This is a genomic window from Dactylosporangium sp. NPDC049525 (genome assembly GCF_040676755.1).
In the GTDB taxonomy this organism is placed as follows: domain Bacteria; phylum Actinomycetota; class Actinomycetes; order Mycobacteriales; family Micromonosporaceae; genus Dactylosporangium.
This window is the reverse complement of the sequence record NZ_JBFAPO010000043.1, coordinates 14,715-30,592: the sequence shown is the minus strand read 5'-3', so window position 1 is coordinate 30,592 and position 15,878 is coordinate 14,715. Positions and strand designations below refer to the sequence as shown.

Sequence of the window (15,878 nt, the reverse complement as noted above, 5' to 3'; positions counted from 1 at the left end):
CGTGTGTCGGCTGGCTGACCGGCGGTCAACCGGTCTCGGTGATCGACCGTCGTATGGGAGCGGCACGGCGCCGCGCTCATACGAAAGGAGCCGCAGATGCTACGAGGATGGTTCCTGCTGTGTTCGGCCGGCGTCGGCGTCGGCCTGGTGCTGACGACCGGCGCGGCGGCCGCGACAACCGACCTGCCCGCCCCCACCCGCACCGACCCCGTCGCGGCCGCCGCCTCGGGTGCCGGTCCCGTCGTGCTCACCGGCATCCGTACCGGCCAGCACGCCACCTACGACCGGACCGTGTTCGACTTCACCGGTGGCACGCCCGGCTACCGGGTCGAGTACGGCACCCTCGTCCACCAGGCGAAGGACGAGATCATCCCGCTCGCCGGCGACGCCGACCTCGTCGTGGTCTTCGACGGTGTCGCCGAGGTGCGCGACACCGCGGCCCGCGACCCGCGGCTGCCGACGCTGCTGCAGATCAAGTCCGGCGGCGTGTTCGAGGGCTACGCCAGCTACGGCCTCGGCCTCGCCGACCGCGTCGGCTTCCGGGTCCTGACGCTGCACAACCCGGACCGGATCGCCGTCGACGTCGCCCACCAGCCCGCGCAGGCGTTCGGGTCGGCGACGGTCAGCCACGCCGGCACCGCCCCGGACGCGCTCGTCGAGGCGGTCCGCTCCGGCCGGCACCCCGGCTACGACCGCCTGGTCTTCGACATGGACGGGTCGCAGCCGCCGGCGGTGTCGGTGTCCTACGTGGGGAGCGGCTCCACGATCAGGGTCACCTTCACCGGTCAGGGGTCGCCCACGCAGTCGCCGCACGCGTCGTTCGCCGGGCCGGCCGCCTACACGTTCGGGCTGCCCGCACTGCGCACGCTGTCGTTCACGGTCGTGGGCGCCGGGGTGATGACCGCCGATGTCGGCACCGCCCGGCGCGGTGGCTTCCGGGTCATGCTGCTGCAGCAACCGACCCGGGTCGTGCTCGACGTCCAGTCCTGACGAACGTGACGCCACCCGGGTCCTGACGCACCTGACCGCCTGACGCACGTGATCGCCTGACGCACGTGACCGCCCGACCGTCTGACGCACGTGACCGGCGCGCACGTGACGGCCTGACGAACCCGACGTCCCGATGCGGTGGCACCGCCTGACGAACGTGACCGCCTGACGAGCGAACCTGACGTCCCGGTGCGATGGCGTCGTCCTGCTTTTAACGCTACCCCCACCATCCAAATCGCCGTACGAACCCGTCACGCTCCGAAGCGAGCCGCCGGTCGATGGGCCATCGCGGCTAGAAGGGGGCGGGGGCGGTGGGGCCGTCGACGCGGACGGAGAGGCGGGTGGTGCCGATGACGATCTCGTCGCCGGGGTTGACGGTGACGGAGGTGACCTTCTGGCCGTTGACGCGGGAGCCGTTGGCGGAGCCGAGGTCGGTCAGCGTGAGGCGGTTGCCGTCGAAGTCGAGGCGGGCGTGCTGGCGGGACGCGCCCGTGTCGGCGAGGCGCAGGTCGGCCTGGTCGCCGCGGCCGATGACGGTGCTGCCGCGCTGGACGGCGTGGGCGAAACCGTCGTCGGTGACGAGGCGGACGCCGCTGTCGGGGCCGCGGCGGGTCCGCTGGTCGGCGCCGGTGTACACCTGCGCGTCGACGCGGAACAGGCCGGTCTCCAGGGTCTCGCCGCGGGAGACCTCGACGAGGATGTCGCCGTAGACGGCCCAGCCCTGCTCGCCGATGTACTCCGCCTGGGACTGCGCGAGCTCCTTGGCGAGGGCGGCCGCATAGGGCGAGAGCCGGTCGTGGTCGGCGGGGGACAGCACGATCACATAGCGGTTGGGCACCAGGATCCGGCCGCCGGCGATGCTCGTCTTGCCGGCGTTGGCCTCGCCCTGCATCGCGTTGAGGATCTCCACGGGGTGGACGACACCCTTGAACACCTTCGCGAAGGCGCCCTCGACCATGCCTTCAAGACGCTTCTCGAACCGCTGCAATCCACTCACGCCGCCGCCTCCGCTTCGCTCCGGCGTCGCCGCGAGCGCCACCCTGCAACATGATGAGCGGCTCCTACGCTGCGCTCCGGACCGCTCATGCCCTCAACGGTAGCGTCCATGAACGTTTCATCCGCGTCGTGGTGCCGACAATCACCGTGACGATGGCCCTGACCTGCGGAAAGGACCAGGTCAGGGGTGTCCCGGGACATCGTTGCGACTGGCGTCACTGTCAGGGACGGCACAGGATCGCCGGTCATGAAGGTCTTGCACAAACGTGGACTCCTCGCGGTGGGCGCCGCCACTGCCCTCGCGGTCACCGGCATCATCGTCCTGCCCGCCGTCAACGCGTCAGCGGCGAGCGGCTGTCGCGTCGCGTACACGGCGAACTCGTGGCCGGGCGGGTTCACCGGGAACATCACGATCACCAACCTCGGCGACGCCGTGAACGGCTGGACGCTCGGCTTCACGTTCCCTGACGCGGGGCAGAAGATCGGGCAGGGCTGGTCGGCGACCTACAGCCAGAGCGGCACCGCCGTCACGGCCCGCAGCATGGACTACAACGGTGCGCTCGCGACCGGGGCGTCCACGGGCATCGGCTTCAACGGTACGTGGACCGGCGCCAACCCGTCGCCGACGGCGTTCACGCTCAACGGCGTGACGTGCACGGGCACCGTGACGAACACACCGACGCCGAGCCAGACGCCGTCCAAGTCACCGTCCGCGAGCCCGTCGCCAAGCAGGAGCACATCACCAAGCACCAGCCCGAGCACGCCGCCGCAGGGTGGCACGCCGCTCGCGGCCAACGGGCAGTTGCACGTGTGCGGGGTCAACCTCTGCAACCAGAACAACAAGGCGATCCAGCTGCGGGGCATGAGCACCCACGGCATCCAGTGGTTCGCCTCCTGCGTCAACAACGCGTCGGTGTCCGCCCTTGCCGACGACTGGAAGGCCGACCTGCTGCGCATCGCCATGTACGTGCAGGAGCAGGGCTACGAGACGAACCCGTCGGGCTTCACCAACCAGGTCAACGGCTACGTCGACCTGGCCGAGTCCAAGGGCCTGTACGCGATCATCGACTTCCACACGCTGACCCCGGGTGACCCGAACTACAACCTGGACCGGGCGAAGACGTTCTTCGCGGCCGTGTCGGCCCGCAACGCGAACAAGAAGAACGTCATCTACGAGATCGCCAACGAGCCCAACGGCGTCACGTGGCAGCAGATCAAGACGTACGCGGAGCAGGTCATCCCGGTCATCCGGGCCAATGACCCCGACGCGGTCGTCATCGTCGGCACCCGCGGCTGGTCGTCGCTGGGCGTGTCCAACGGCGCCGACGAGAACGAGATCGTGTCGAGCCCGGTGAACGCGCAGAACATCATGTACGCGTTCCACTTCTACGCCGCGTCGCACACCGACAACTACCGCACCGTGGTGTCGCGGGCGGCGGGCCGGCTGCCGCTGTTCGTGACCGAGTTCGGCACGGTCAGCGCCACCGGCGGCGGCAACGTCGACCTGAACAGCAGCACCGCCTGGCTCGACCTGCTCGACTCGAAGAAGATCAGCTACGCGAACTGGACCTACTCGGACGCGAACGAGAGCAGCGCCGCGTTCAACCCGGGCACGTGCGCGGCGGGCAGCTGGACCAACCCGTCGTCGCTGAGCACCTCCGGCGCGTGGGTCCGCAGCCGGATCCGCACCGCCGACAACTTCTAAAAACTCTAGAAAGACGAAGCGGGACGGGCGAGCAACTGCCCGTCCCGCTTCACCACGTGACCGTCGACGAGCACCGTGCGCACGTCGGCGACGGACAGGCACGACACGACCGCCCCCGCCCGGTCGCCACGCAGGTGCCCGAGGCCGTCCAGGAGCAGCAGGTCGGCCCGCTTGCCGACCTCCACGGTGCCGATCACGTCGCCGAGGCCGACCGCGCGGGCGCCGTCGGCCGTCGCCGCCCGCAGCAGGTCCGCGGCCGCCGGCGCCGACGCCGAACCGGTCCGCAGCCGCGAGGTCCGCAGCGTGTCCCGCAGCGGCTCGAACAGATCCGGCGGGTTGTTGATGACGACGTCGGCGCCGAACGCGGGGCGGGCACCGGCGTCGGCGAGCCGGCCGTACGCGGACGCCCCGTGCCCCATCACCGCCTCCACCGTCGGCGTCACCACCACCGCGGTGCCGGCGGCGGCGAGGAGCTTCGCGTCGTCGGCGGTGACCGCGTTGAGGTGGACGAGCTGCAGGTCGGGGCCGAGCAGCCCGGCGTCGTGCAGCCGCCGCACGCAGCCGCCGCCCACATGCGTGGAGACCATCAGCCCGAGGTCCCGGCCGAACGCGAGCTGCGCGACGGCGGTGGACCAGTCGTCGTACTCCGGGCCGAGGATGGCCAGCGCGCCGGTCACCCGCCCGGTCCGCCCCGTGAGCCGCCGCACGTCGGCCGTCGCCGAGGGATCGCCGTGACCGACGACGGCGCGGATCCCGGAGGCCTCGAAGGCGTCCAGGATCGCGTCGGTGTGCGAAGGGGTGCGGGTCGCGTTGCTGTAGTCGAAGACGGTGGTGACTCCGGCGTTCAGCGCGAGCGACGCGCCGAGTGCCGTCGCGTCGAACGCGCCGGCGGGCGACAGCGCGGACAGGGCGGTGCCGAGGATCTCCGCGAAATACCGTGACATCGGCATGTCGGCGCCGGTACCACGCAGCGCCGCCTGCCACACGTGCCGGTGCGCGTCGACGAACCCCGCGGTCACGGTCAGCCCCGTCGCGTCGAGCACCTCGCAGCCGGGTGCCGCGCGGCCGGCGAGATCGGGACCGACGGCGGTGATGACGCCGTCGGTGCAGAGGACGTCGGTGCCCGGCAGCTCGGGACCGCTGCCGGGCACGACGTGAGCGTGTTGCACAAGAACCTGGCGTTGCACGTACACCTCCGAGAAAAGCTTTTCAAAAAGCTATCTCGAAAGCTACGGGCTGGCAAGTCAGGTGGCGGTGCAGGTGACCGCCGGTGCGGTGTTGGTGCCGGACCAGGCGCCGTTGAAGCCGAAACTGGTGGACTGCCCGGCGCTCAGCTTGCCGTTGTAGCTCGCGTTCACGGCGGTCGAGACGCCCCCGGCGGAGGTGATCGCCGCGTTCCAGAACGACGTGATCGTCTGCCCGTTGGCCCAGGTCAGCTTGACCGTCCAGCCGTTCGTGCCGGCGCCGCCGGCGGTGACGGTGACGTTGGCGCCGAAGCCGCCGCTCCACTCGCTGGTCTTGGCGTAGGCGGCCGTGCAGCCACCGGGCGGGACGCTGGTGCTGCGGCTCGGGGAGGCGCTGGCACTGGCGTTCGGGCTGGTGCTGCGGCTCGGGGACGACGACGGCGACGACGGAGAGGCGCTGCCGGTCGGACCGGTCCCGCCGGTGAAGATGACGTCGCTGCAGAAGTAGTACGACTGGTCGAGGTGGCTGGCCTGCCAGATCGTGTAGATGACGTGCCGGCCGGTCCTGGAGCCGGCGTTGACCTGCGCCTGGTACTGCGGTGCCGGCGCGTACCGGCCGGTCGTGTTGACCAGTTCGAGGCTCGCCCACGTCAGCGGCTGGGTGGTGGGGTCGAAGCCCTGCTTGGTGATGTAGATCCGCAGGTAGTCGGCGCCGTGCTGGGCGGCGTCGGTGAGGGTCATGGTGAAGGTGTTCGGCTTCGTCGCGGCGACCCACGCGCCGACGGTGTCCATGGACGCGTACCGGCCGTTCTGGGTGCGCCCGCCGCTGCAGAGCTGGCCGTCGGGGATGGCGGCCTGGTGGTTGCCGGCGACGCCCTCGCGGTAGAGGCCGTTCCAGTTCCACATGGTGTCCGGGTTGGCCTGCCACGCCTGGGCGCACATCGGGTCGGTCTGGGACATGTTCGGGTTCTGGAAGTCGCTGCCCCATCTGGCCCAGCAGCCGTAGTTGCGCGACGGCGGGTCGGTGATCGAGCCGTGGGCTGAGGCGGGACTCTGGGCGACGACGACCGCGGCCATGGCGGCGGTCAGGATGGCGGCGGCGCCGATGGTGAGGCGTCTGGCACGGGCTGAAAGTTGCACAGGGAGCTCCGTCACGTCGATGCGAATGGCGTGCATGTCGACGCCTACGGCGCAGCTCAGGGGCTGTCCGCGGCGCTGTACGGCTCCCGCGTCCATGATACCCGAGGCATGGATCACGGTGAATGCAAGCCGGCCCCGCCCCGAAGAAACTCGGGGCGGGGCCGGTAGGCCGAGGGGCCAGGGCCGGCTCGGCCGATGGGGTCAGGAGGCCGCGCAGGTGGGGGTGAGGGTGCCGGCGGTGCCGGTCGCCTGGAGGCCGAACTCCGTGTACTGGCCGGGGTTGATGCGGCCGTTGTACGACACGTTGGTGAACGTGTTGCCGTTGCGGGTCACGTTCCAGGAGTTGGTGACGGTGATCCCGGACGGCAGCGGCATGGTGACGGTCCATGCGTTGGTGCCCGCGCTGCCGGCGGTGACGCGGACGGTGGCGACGAACCCGCCCTGCCACTGGTTGACCGACACGGTGGCGGTGCAGCCGCCGGTCGGGTTCGGCGGCGGGGAGCTGCTCGTGGGCGGCTGGGAGCTGGCGCTGCTGCTCACGGGCGGGCTGGAGGTGGGTCCTCCGCCGCCGAGGGCGGTCAGCGTGCTGGTGTACGCGGCCTTCTTGTTGCCGTTGCCGTCGAACAGCAGCGGGGTACCGGACGCGCGCCAGGAGTCGCTGTCACGGATGCCCCACACGGTGATGCCGGTGCAGCGGGTCACGCCCAGGCAGCCCTCGACGACCCGGCGGTAGTTGTCGGCCTGGGTGCTGCCGGAGCCCTCGATGTCCAGCTCGGTGATCTGCACGTCCACGCCGAGGTTGGCGAAGCGCTGCAGGTTCGCCTGATAGTCCGACGGCACCGGGCTGGCGCTGTTGAAGTGCGACTGGAACCCGACGCAGTCGATCGGCACCCCACGGGCCTTGAAGTCCTGCACCATCGCGTACACGGCGTTGGACTTCGCGTTCTGCCCGTCGGTGTTGTAGTCGTTGTAACACAGCTTCGCGGCCGGGTCCGCGGCCCGGGCGGTGCGGAACGCGACCTCGATCCAGTCGTTGCCGGTGCGCTGCAGGTTCGAGTCACGCCGCCCGCCGCCACCACCATCGGCGAACGCCTCGTTCACCACGTCCCACGCATAGATCTTGCCCTTGTAATGCGTCGCCACCTGCGTCACATGGTTGACCATCGCATTGCGCAACGCCGTACCGGACATGTTCTGCGCCCACCCGGGCTGCTGCGAATGCCACGCCAGCGCATGCCCACGCACCCGCTGGTTGTGCGCCTGGGCATGCGCCACGATCTGGTCGGCGGAGCCGTAGGAGAACGACCCCTGCGACGGCTCCGTCGCGTCCCACTTCATCTCGTTCTCCGGCGTCACCATCCCGAACTCACGATCCAGGATGGTGCTGTACACACTGTCGCTGAGCTTGTACGCCGCAACCGCCGTACCGAAGTAGCGGCCCCGGTCCGCCGCGGCGGTGTGCAACGTCGACCCGGCCGCGGCGGCCGTGGACACCACGCCCAACACCACCGCCACCGCGACGGCACCCGCACCCGCGGCACCCAGAGCCCGTTTTCGATTCCTGTCCATCACAACGCCTTCCGTTTCGAAACATGTTCGGCGGGGAACCCGATCAGCATCGATCAACGCAACCCTGGCGACCCCGGCCGGCGGCGCACCGATTCCAGGTAGCGGCGTCGGCGCAGCGTGCGGCGGCGCGAACAGCGAGTTTCGAAACTTGATCTGTGAAAGTTGCAGCACGGGGCGTGCTTGACGCGGTGGGGCGGCGGGTCATACGGTCCTGATCACAACTGCACATCGCGCTGCACGACCCGCGACGGGAGAGCCCCCGGTCACCACCGGGGCGCCGAAGGAGCAATGTTCTCCCCAGAATCTCTCAGGCACAGGTACCGCCGCGGTCAGGCGACTCTGGAAAGTCAGGACGATCACTGTCCTGCGCCAACGGTGCAAACCGCCCACCCGGCACGTCGCGGGCAGGGCGGTGAAGCTCTCAGGTTCCGATGACAGAGCGGGGAGGTCACCCAGCAGGGTGCCGTCCGCGACGGCATCCGGACCCAGGGAGCCTCACGTGACGCCACTGTTCGATGTGCACCGCGATCTGGGTGCCACCTTCACCGACTTCGCCGGCTGGCGGATGCCGCTGCGCTACCGCGGCGAGCTGGCCGAGCACCACGCCGTGCGCCGCACCGCCGGACTCTTCGACCTGTCCCACATGGGCGAGCTCGAGATCACCGGCGCCGACGCGGGCCGTTTCCTCGACTACGCGCTCGTCGGCCGGCTGTCGACGCTCGCGGTCGGGCGGGCCCGGTACACCATGCTCTGCCACGACACCGGCGGTGTCCTCGACGACCTCGTCGTCTACCGCCTCGCCGACCGCCGCTACCTGGTGGTGGCCAACGCGGCGAACACCGCCGTCGTCTACGCCATGCTCCGCGAGCACGCCGACGGCTTCCAGGTCGGCGTCCGCGACGCGTCCGCGGACTGGGCCCTCGTCGCGGTGCAGGGGCCCGCCGCCGCGGCGATGCTCGACCCGGGACCGCTGCGCTACTACGCGATCCGCGAGTTCACGGTGGCCGGCCGGAGTGTGCTGCTGGCCAGGACCGGGTACACGGGCGAGGACGGCTTCGAGGTGTACTGCCGCCCCGAGGACGCCGGCACCGTCTGGCAGTCCCTGCTCGGCCGCGGCCCCGAACCCGCGGGGCTCGCCTGCCGCGACACGCTGCGGCTGGAGGCCGGGATGGCGTTGTACGGCCACGAACTGTCCGTCCGGGTCACGCCGCTGCAGGCCGGCCTCGAACGGGTCGTCGCCTTCGACAAGCCCGGCTTCGTCGGTGCCGCCGCCCTGCGCCGCCAGCGCGCCGACGGCCCGGCCGACGTCCTCGTCGGTCTCGTCACCGGCACCCGCCGCGCGCCCCGGCGCGGCTACCCGGTGCTCGACCCCGCGACCGGCGCCCAGATCGGCGCGGTCACCAGCGGCGCGCTCTCGCCGACCCTCGGCCATCCCGTCGCGATGGCCTACGTCCCCACCGGCCGGTCCGCGCCCGGCACCCGGCTCACCGTCGACGTCCGCGGTGCCGGCGTCGACGCCGACGTCGTCGCGCTGCCCTTCTACTCCTCGCAGAGGTGAGCATCATGTCCGCGATCCCGCCGCACCTGTCCTACACCCGCGACCACGAATGGCTGCACGACGGCGTCGTCGGTATCACCGCGTTCGCCGCCGCCGCGCTCGGCGACATCGTCTACGTCCAGCTTCCCGACGTCGGCGCCACCGTCACCGCCGGCACGCCGTGCGGGGAGGTCGAGTCGACGAAGTCCGTCAGCGACCTCGTCGCCCCCGCCGACGGCACCGTCACCGAGGTCAACGACGCGCTCGTCGCCGAGCCGGGCCTGCTCAACGACGACCCGTACGAACGCGGCTGGCTGTTCAAGCTCCGCGTCGCCGGTACCCCGGACCTGCTCGACGCGGCCGCCTACACCGCACTGGTCGGGTGAGCCCGGTGGCGTTGAGCGCGTTCGACCTGTACTCCGTCGGCATCGGCCCGTCCTCGTCGCACACCGTCGGCCCGATGCGCGCCGCCCACCGCTTCGCGTCCACATTGGACACCGTCGAGGTCGGCCGGGTGAAGGCGGAGCTGTTCGGCTCGCTCGGCGCCACCGGCCACGGCCACGGCTCCGCGAAGGCCGTCGTCCTCGGCCTGCTCGGCGAGGACCCGGCGACGGTCGACACCGACACCGCCGACGAACGCGTCGCCGACATCCGCCGCACCGGCCGGCTGCGGCTGTCCGGTGGTCGTGAAATCCCGTTCGACAGCGACGCCGACGTCGTCCTGCACCGCCGCAAGTCGCTGCCCGAACACCCCAACGGCATGCGCTTCCACGCCTGGGACCCGGCCGGGCAGCTGGTCGCGGAACGCACGTACTTCTCCGTCGGCGGCGGCTTCGTCGTCGGCGACACCGGCATCGTCGCCGACACCACCGTCCTGCCGCACCCGTTCAGCACCGGCGGTGAGCTGCTCGCCCTGTGCCGGGAGCTGGACCTGCCGATGAGCGCCGTCATGTACGCCAACGAACGCGCCTGGCGCCCCGACGCTGACACCCGCGCCGGCCTGCTGGACCTGTGGTCGGTGATGCAGGCCTGCGTCGAACGCGGCTGCGACCGCGAAGGCGTCCTGCCCGGCGGGCTGCGCGTCCCCCGCCGCGCGCCCGCCCTGTTCCGCGACCTCAAGGCCGACGACGGGACGGAGGACCCGCTGCGGGTCCTGGACTGGGTCAACCTCTTCGCCCTCGCCGTCAACGAGGAGAACGCCTCCGGCGGCCGGATCGTCACCGCACCCACCAACGGCGCCGCCGGCATCATCCCCGCGGTCCTGCACTACTACACGCGGTTCGTGCCCGGCGCCACCGACGACGGTGTCGCCCGGTTCCTGCTCACCGCCGCCGCCGTCGGCATCCTCATCAAGGGCAACGCCTCCATCTCCGGCGCCGAGGTCGGCTGCCAGGGCGAGGTCGGCTCCGCGTGCGCGATGGCGGCGGCCGGGCTGTGCGAGGTCCTCGGCGGCACCCCGGAACAGGTCGAGAACGCCGCCGAGATCGGCCTCGAACACAACCTGGGCCTCACCTGCGACCCCGTCGGCGGCCTGGTCCAGATCCCCTGCATCGAACGCAACGCCATCGCCAGCGTCAAGGCCATCAACGCGGCCCGGCTCGCCCTCAACGGCAACGGCAGCCACAAGGTCACCCTCGACAAGGCCATCCGCACGATGCGCGACACCGGCCGCGACATGTCGGTCAAGTACAAGGAGACCGCCCGCGGGGGACTGGCAGTCACGGTCATCGAGTGTTGACGGGATCGGTGGGAGACTGAGGCGGTGCAGCGGGTCCTTGACGGCGGTGAGGTGGCCCGGGAGATTGCGGGGCTGCGGCCGCGGGACACCGACTACTGGACCCTTGAGGTGGCCGATCCCACGGCGGCCTGGACAGTCGTGCGGGAGCTGTCACTCGATCGGTTGACGCTGGCCGGGGTGGCCGCCGGACCGGAGCTCCTGGCGCTGGTGCGGGCGGCGCTCGGGCATGACCCGGGGGCGCAGGAGTTCCTGACGTATCTGCGCTCGGCGTTCCCGCCGGCGAGGGACGTGCCGCCGGTGCCGGAGCGGCTCCTCGGCACGGTGTGGGAGCTGGCCCTCGGGGCGCCTGGGGAGCCGGTGGCGCACGGGCTGTTCCCGAGCACGGTCACGAAGCTCGCCCGGCTGGCCCTGGCCCGGCAGGGCCGCTATCCGGCCGAGGTGGTGCTGTCGGCGGCGCAGCGGGCGTACGACGGGCCGTACGACGCGCACGAGGCCCTCGCGTGCGCCCTGGTGCACCCGGACGTCGACACCGGCGCGCTCGTCTGGCAGCACACGCGGCGGGGGAGGGGGTGGCGGTCGCGGCGGAAGACGGCCAGGGTCCTGGCGTGGGGGCGGCGCTACGGCTACCTGGCCGAGCCCCTGGTGTGCGGCTGCCGGCACGAACGCCTCGAGGCGCCGGAGGCGCGGTGGGAAGCCGTGCGGCTCGCCGGGAACTGGGCCAGGATCCTGCCGCTGCTCGACGAGGTGGCCGCCGACCCGGCGCGGTGGCTGGCCGTGTACCGCTGCTCACTGTGCGAACGCCTGTGGGCGCAGGACACGCTGTCGTCCGGGCACGCGGACCTCACGTACGGGTACCCGATCGCCACCGACGACCCGGCCGGGTGGCTCGCCGCGACCCGGCCCCGAAATCTGCGGTGAAGCGAAACTTTCAGACCGGGCGGCGAGCGATGGCGATGACGGACTGGCCGAAGGGCGGGGTGATGAAGCGTTCGGCGAAGCGGGTCATCGGTGCGACCGTTGAGTCGTAGAACTTCACCATCAGGCCCGGGCCCGGCTTCTGCCGCAGCAGGCACGTCGACACGTAGTAGCCGATCAGACCCAGCGAGTTGGCATAGTGCAACTTCTCGATCTCCAGGTCCGCCGCGAGCAGGACCTCGCGCATGGTCTTTCGGGTGTACCGGCGCACGTGGCCGGTCGCGATGTCGGCGGGGCCCATCGCGAACGGGAACGCCGGCACCACGATGATCACGTAGCCGCCGGGGCGGACCAGCGACCGCATCGTCTGCAGCGCACCCAGGTGGTCCTCGATGTGCTCCAGGACGTTGTACGACACGGCGGCGCTGTGCTCGGCGGTGATCTCGCTCGGCAGCATCAGCTCGCGGATCGAGACCTCACGGTTGGCGGAGAAGCGCTCCTTGAGCGCCAGGAGCCGGTCCGGGTCGGCCTCGGTGACCGTCATCCGGGGTGCGTGTTCCAGCCACTCCGCCGCGTAGTCGCCCAGGCCCGCGCTGACCTCGATCGGGTCGTCGCCGAGAAACGGCGTCGCGAACGCGACGAACCACTTGCGATGGTTCTTCGCCATCGCCAGTCCCTCGAGCACCTCGGACTGAATGAGCTGGTCACCGAGGATCTCCGGACTGCGATCCCGATCGCCTCCAAGCGGCACGGCGTTCTCCTCGGTAGCTCGGCGATCCAACGATCTGATCATGTTATCCGGAATTGGCGTAGTTTATAGGCGTCGATGCTCTGGGACCAGAGCGTGCGCCATGGGCAGGGGTCCAGCTATGGTCTCACCCGTGAAAACCGGCGGAAAGAGCGCGCTTGTCGTCGTGAGCTACGTGGTCTTCTCCGTTGTGCTGTTCCACCACCTGTGGGCGGCGCCGCAGACGAGGATGCTCGCGGACAACAACCAGGACCAGGTGTTCTTCGAGTGGGTGCTCACGCACGCCGCGCGCCTGTTCACCCATGGTGACTCCCCGTTCTTCACCGACCAGCTCAACGCACCGCTGGGCGTGAACCTGATGGCCAACACGTCCATCCTCGGGCTCGCCCTGCCGCTCGCCCCGATCACGCTGCTGTTCGGCGCGCCCGTCACGTTCGTCATCATCAGCACCATCGCGCCCGCCGCCACGGCGATCGCGTGGTACTTCATGCTCCTGCGCTGCGACGTCGTTCGGTCCCGGACGGCAGCGTACCTGGGCGCGCTGTTCTGCGGGTTCGGCCCCGCGATGGTGTCGCAGACGACCGGGCACCCCAACATCGCCGGACAGTTCATGATCCCGCTGATCCTGTGGGCCGTGTTCCGGATGCGTGAACCCGGCGACACCGTCCGCAAGGGCCTGGTGCTGGCCGGTCTGGTCGTGTACCAGTGCTTCATCAACGAGGAGGTCCTGTTCCTCGCGGCGTTCGCGTTGCTGGTGTTCCTGCTGGTGTTCCTGCGGCCGAGCGAGATGCTGCCGGCCGCGAGGGCCGCGCTGCCGGCGCTCGGCGTCACCGCCCTGGCCGCCGGCGTCGTCATGGCGTACCCGCTGTGGCACCAGTTCACCGGCCCGCAGGCGTATCACGGGCTGCCCGACTTCGTGCACGGCTTCAGCGCCGACTTCGCCGGGTTCTTCAACTTCAGCCGCCGCTCGATCCTCGGCGACGTCACCCAGATCGAGAAGCTCGGCGGGCCGACCGAGGAGAACACGTTCTTCGGCTGGCCGCTGCTGCTGCTCCTGCCGGCCGCCGCGGCCGCCCTGTGGCGGCACCGGGCGGCGCGGGCGCTGTTCGTGACCGCCGTCGTGTTCGCGGCGCTGTCGCTCGGGCCGGTCGTGCGGTACAAGGGCGAGGAGACCACCTGGCACGGCCCGTGGCGCTTCCTGGTCGACCTGCCGCTGTTCGACTCGGTGGTGCCGACCCGGGTCGCGCTCGTCGTCACCCCGCTCGTCGGGGTGCTGCTGGCCATCCTGGTCGACCGGTTCATCGTCGCGGCGCCGGCACCCCGCGCCGAGAAGGTCACGGCGATGGCGGCCGCCGCCGTCCCGGCGGAGCCGTCCGGTGAGGGTTCGTTCGCCTCGGAGGCCCCCGCCGACCTGGACGAGGACGACGAGCCGCTGCCCGTCGCCGGCCGTTGGCTGTGGACGGCGGCCCTGGCGATGGCGCTGCTGCCGCTGATCCCGACGCCGCAACCCACGAACGAGCGACCCGCCCCGCCGATCTTCTTCAGCAGCGGCGTGTGGCGGCAGCACGTCCCGGAGCAGGCGACCGTCGTGGTCATCCCCGGCGGCTGGTGGGAGGGCCTGGACGCGATGCGCTGGTCCATCGACGCGCGCATCGACTTCAAGATCGCCGGCGGGTACTTCCTCGCCCCGGACCCGAACGACCCGGAGCACAAGGCGATGTTCGGCCCGACCTACCCGCAGACCTGGTCCCTGCTCGGCCAGGTCGGCAACGACGGCGTCGTGCCGCAGCTCGGCCCCGAGTACGTGGCACAGGCCAAGGCCGACCTGGCGTACTGGAAGGCGGACCGGATCATCCTCGCCGACGGCCACGGCAACAGCGACGCCGTCCGGCAGACCGCCGACATGCTGTTCGGCCCCGGCGAGCACGTCGTGGACGTCTGGGTCTGGAAGGTCTGACCCGGCAAGGTCAACCGGCGGCCCGCACGATCAGGTCCTCGATCGTGTACAGGAACGTCGCCATGTCGGACCGCGGCATCAGGGCGCTGTCGGCGGTCATCGCCAGCTCCAGGGCGCCGGGCGCGTCCTGGGCGTCGAGGGCGAACGACACGCCCCGGCGCGGCTCGTGCTCCACCGGCCACGTCAGGGTCGTGCGGGTCAGCGCCTCCGGCAGCGGCGCCGGGGCCGGCGGGGCGAAGCCGAGCGCCGGCATCAGCCCCCGCTGGTCGTTGACGAAGCACGTGTGGTCGCAGGGGGCGTCGAGGGCCGCGACGGCACGGTCGAGGGCCAGCTTGTCGTAGTACGCGTGGCGCTGCGCGGACAGGGCGGCGCCGAACGTCCGGCGGACCAGGTCCGGAAAGTCCGCGCCGCCGGTGCCGGTCAGGTGGAACAGCCCCTCCTGCGCGATCGTCGTCACGCCGCCGGCCATGCCGGGCAGGAACCGGTTGTTGACGACGACCTGGAAGACGGCCTCGCCGACGCCGGTGAGGCGGGCCGCGGACGCCGCCGCCGCGGCGAGGACGACCGCGGCGGGGCTGACGGACAGGCCGGCCGCGACCCGGTCCAGGGCCAGGGCCAGCGCGGGGGAGTTCAGCACCGCGTTCGGGAACGTGGCCGCCGGTGCCCGGCCCGCCCGCGCCGGGAACTGGCTCGCCGGGCCGCGGCCGAGCTTCTCGCACCAGGACCGGCGGGCGGCGGCGTCGCGGCGGCGGCCACGCTCCGACGTCTGGAACGCGGCCTCGTCCAGCGGCTGCAGCAGGTCCCGCGCCGGCAGCGGGCCGCGTAGCAGGGCGGCGAAGTCGGCGAGGAGGTTGCGCAGCCCCCAGCCGTCGGAGGCGGTGTGGGACAGGAAGAACACGACGTACCGGGCGTCGCCGCCGACCTGCACGACACCGACCCGCAGCGGCCACTCCCGTTCGGCGTCGAACGGCACCGCGAGCAGCTCGTCGCGCAGCGCGTATGCGGTCGGCGTGACCGTGTCCGCGTCCGCCGCGCGGGTCACCACGGGGATGCCGCCGGCGGCGTGCACGACCTGGTCGAGCCGGCCGTCGTCGGCGGTGCGCAGCCGGGTCCGCAGCGACTCGTGCAGCAGCACCAGGTCCCGGACTGCGGCCTCGACCCGTTCGGCCGGGACCGGCGCCGGCAGCGGCAGGCCACCGGAGACGTTGTAGCGGGCGGCGTCGGTGCCGAGGTTGCGCACCACGTCCCAGATCGCCTGCTGCCCCCACGTCGCGGGACCGGACCCGGCCCGGCCGCCGCTGAACGCGACCTCCGAGCGCCGGTCCGTCCACAGCTGTGCCACCGTCATGCCCGCTCCACCCCTGTCGCCGACCGCCCAGGCCGAGTCTCGTGCACCGCC

At 71.4% G+C, this 15,878-nt stretch carries 13 protein-coding genes and 1 riboswitch; of the genes, 7 read left to right on the top strand and 6 right to left on the bottom strand.

The features are described from left to right. Nucleotides 1–96 precede the first annotated feature (96 nt). Nucleotides 97–990: an AMIN domain-containing protein gene (locus AB0K00_RS40650; RefSeq protein ID WP_363532510.1), complete on the top strand. Its 894-nt coding sequence runs from the start codon at nt 97–99 to the stop codon at nt 988–990. 292 nt (nt 991–1,282) lie between these two features. On the opposite strand, the gene AB0K00_RS40645 is transcribed toward AB0K00_RS40650, so the two are convergent. Next, entirely contained in the window at nt 1,283–1,987 is a 705-nt protein-coding gene (locus AB0K00_RS40645; RefSeq protein ID WP_363532507.1) for a DUF3662 and FHA domain-containing protein, read from the bottom strand. 246 nt (nt 1,988–2,233) lie between these two features. On the opposite strand from AB0K00_RS40645, the gene AB0K00_RS40640 reads away from it, so the two are divergent. After that, nucleotides 2,234–3,691 (top strand): cellulase family glycosylhydrolase, encoded by a 1,458-nt coding sequence (locus AB0K00_RS40640; RefSeq protein WP_363532504.1) that lies wholly within the window; start codon nt 2,234–2,236, stop codon nt 3,689–3,691. A gap of 5 nt (nt 3,692–3,696) precedes the next feature. On the opposite strand, the gene AB0K00_RS40635 is transcribed toward AB0K00_RS40640, so the two are convergent. The 3 genes from AB0K00_RS40635 to AB0K00_RS40625 all read right to left on the bottom strand — a co-directional run bounded on the left by AB0K00_RS40635 (nt 3,697) and on the right by AB0K00_RS40625 (nt 7,584). Continuing rightward, nucleotides 3,697–4,842: an amidohydrolase family protein gene (locus AB0K00_RS40635; protein ID WP_363532501.1), complete on the bottom strand. Its 1,146-nt coding sequence runs from the start codon at nt 4,840–4,842 to the stop codon at nt 3,697–3,699. Between the two features lie 93 nt (nt 4,843–4,935). Beyond that, a complete protein-coding gene (locus AB0K00_RS40630) occupies nt 4,936–6,015 on the bottom strand; it encodes a lytic polysaccharide monooxygenase (protein ID WP_363532498.1) in 1,080 nt (359 codons plus the stop codon). A 201-nt stretch (nt 6,016–6,216) separates the two neighbouring features. Continuing rightward, a complete protein-coding gene (locus AB0K00_RS40625) occupies nt 6,217–7,584 on the bottom strand; it encodes an endo-1,4-beta-xylanase (RefSeq protein ID WP_363532495.1) in 1,368 nt (455 codons plus the stop codon). A 238-nt stretch (nt 7,585–7,822) separates the two neighbouring features. Continuing rightward, nucleotides 7,823–7,917: riboswitch (glycine riboswitch) on the top strand. Between the two features lie 166 nt (nt 7,918–8,083). Here AB0K00_RS40625 and gcvT point away from each other — a divergent pair. The 4 genes from gcvT to AB0K00_RS40605 are packed head-to-tail and all read left to right on the top strand — an operon-like array spanning nt 8,084 to nt 11,777. Further along, complete coding sequence (gcvT, locus tag AB0K00_RS40620) at nt 8,084–9,142, top strand: glycine cleavage system aminomethyltransferase GcvT (RefSeq protein WP_363532492.1); 1,059 nt, start codon at nt 8,084–8,086, stop codon at nt 9,140–9,142. Between the two features lie 5 nt (nt 9,143–9,147). Further along, the gene (gene gcvH, locus AB0K00_RS40615; RefSeq protein ID WP_363532489.1) at nt 9,148–9,507 is read left to right on the top strand and encodes a glycine cleavage system protein GcvH; all 360 of its coding nucleotides are present in this window, start codon (nt 9,148–9,150) and stop codon (nt 9,505–9,507) included. Between the two features lie 5 nt (nt 9,508–9,512). Then, the gene (locus AB0K00_RS40610) at nt 9,513–10,859 is read left to right on the top strand and encodes an L-serine ammonia-lyase (protein ID WP_363532486.1); all 1,347 of its coding nucleotides are present in this window, start codon (nt 9,513–9,515) and stop codon (nt 10,857–10,859) included. Between the two features lie 24 nt (nt 10,860–10,883). Then, nucleotides 10,884–11,777 (top strand): hypothetical protein, encoded by an 894-nt coding sequence (locus tag AB0K00_RS40605; protein ID WP_363532483.1) that lies wholly within the window; start codon nt 10,884–10,886, stop codon nt 11,775–11,777. Between the two features lie 10 nt (nt 11,778–11,787). On the opposite strand, the gene AB0K00_RS40600 is transcribed toward AB0K00_RS40605, so the two are convergent. Next, entirely contained in the window at nt 11,788–12,441 is a 654-nt protein-coding gene (locus AB0K00_RS40600; RefSeq protein ID WP_363532480.1) for a methyltransferase domain-containing protein, read from the bottom strand. Nucleotides 12,442–12,655: 214 nt separating this feature from the next. Here AB0K00_RS40600 and AB0K00_RS40595 point away from each other — a divergent pair, with 214 nt between their 5' ends. Next, a complete protein-coding gene (locus AB0K00_RS40595; RefSeq protein ID WP_363532477.1) occupies nt 12,656–14,479 on the top strand; it encodes a hypothetical protein in 1,824 nt (607 codons plus the stop codon). 10 nt (nt 14,480–14,489) lie between these two features. Here the strand turns inward: AB0K00_RS40595 and AB0K00_RS40590 are convergent, their stop codons facing one another. Then, nucleotides 14,490–15,827 (bottom strand): condensation domain-containing protein, encoded by a 1,338-nt coding sequence (locus AB0K00_RS40590; RefSeq protein ID WP_363532474.1) that lies wholly within the window; start codon nt 15,825–15,827, stop codon nt 14,490–14,492. Nucleotides 15,828–15,878 lie beyond the last annotated feature (51 nt).

What these genes read in the sequence shown, in the direction of transcription:
- AB0K00_RS40650 (WP_363532510.1), top strand. Translation starts at nt 97, where the DNA reads ATGCTACGAGGATGGTTCCTGCTGTGTTCGGCCGGCGTCGGCGTCGGC.
- AB0K00_RS40640 (WP_363532504.1), top strand. Translation starts at nt 2,234, where the DNA reads ATGAAGGTCTTGCACAAACGTGGACTCCTCGCGGTGGGCGCCGCCACT.
- AB0K00_RS40625 (WP_363532495.1), bottom strand. Translation starts at nt 7,584, where the DNA reads ATGGACAGGAATCGAAAACGGGCTCTGGGTGCCGCGGGTGCGGGTGCC.
- gcvH (WP_363532489.1), top strand. Translation starts at nt 9,148, where the DNA reads ATGTCCGCGATCCCGCCGCACCTGTCCTACACCCGCGACCACGAATGG.
- AB0K00_RS40600 (WP_363532480.1), bottom strand. Translation starts at nt 12,441, where the DNA reads ATGGCGAAGAACCATCGCAAGTGGTTCGTCGCGTTCGCGACGCCGTTT.
- AB0K00_RS40590 (WP_363532474.1), bottom strand. Translation starts at nt 15,827, where the DNA reads ATGACGGTGGCACAGCTGTGGACGGACCGGCGCTCGGAGGTCGCGTTC.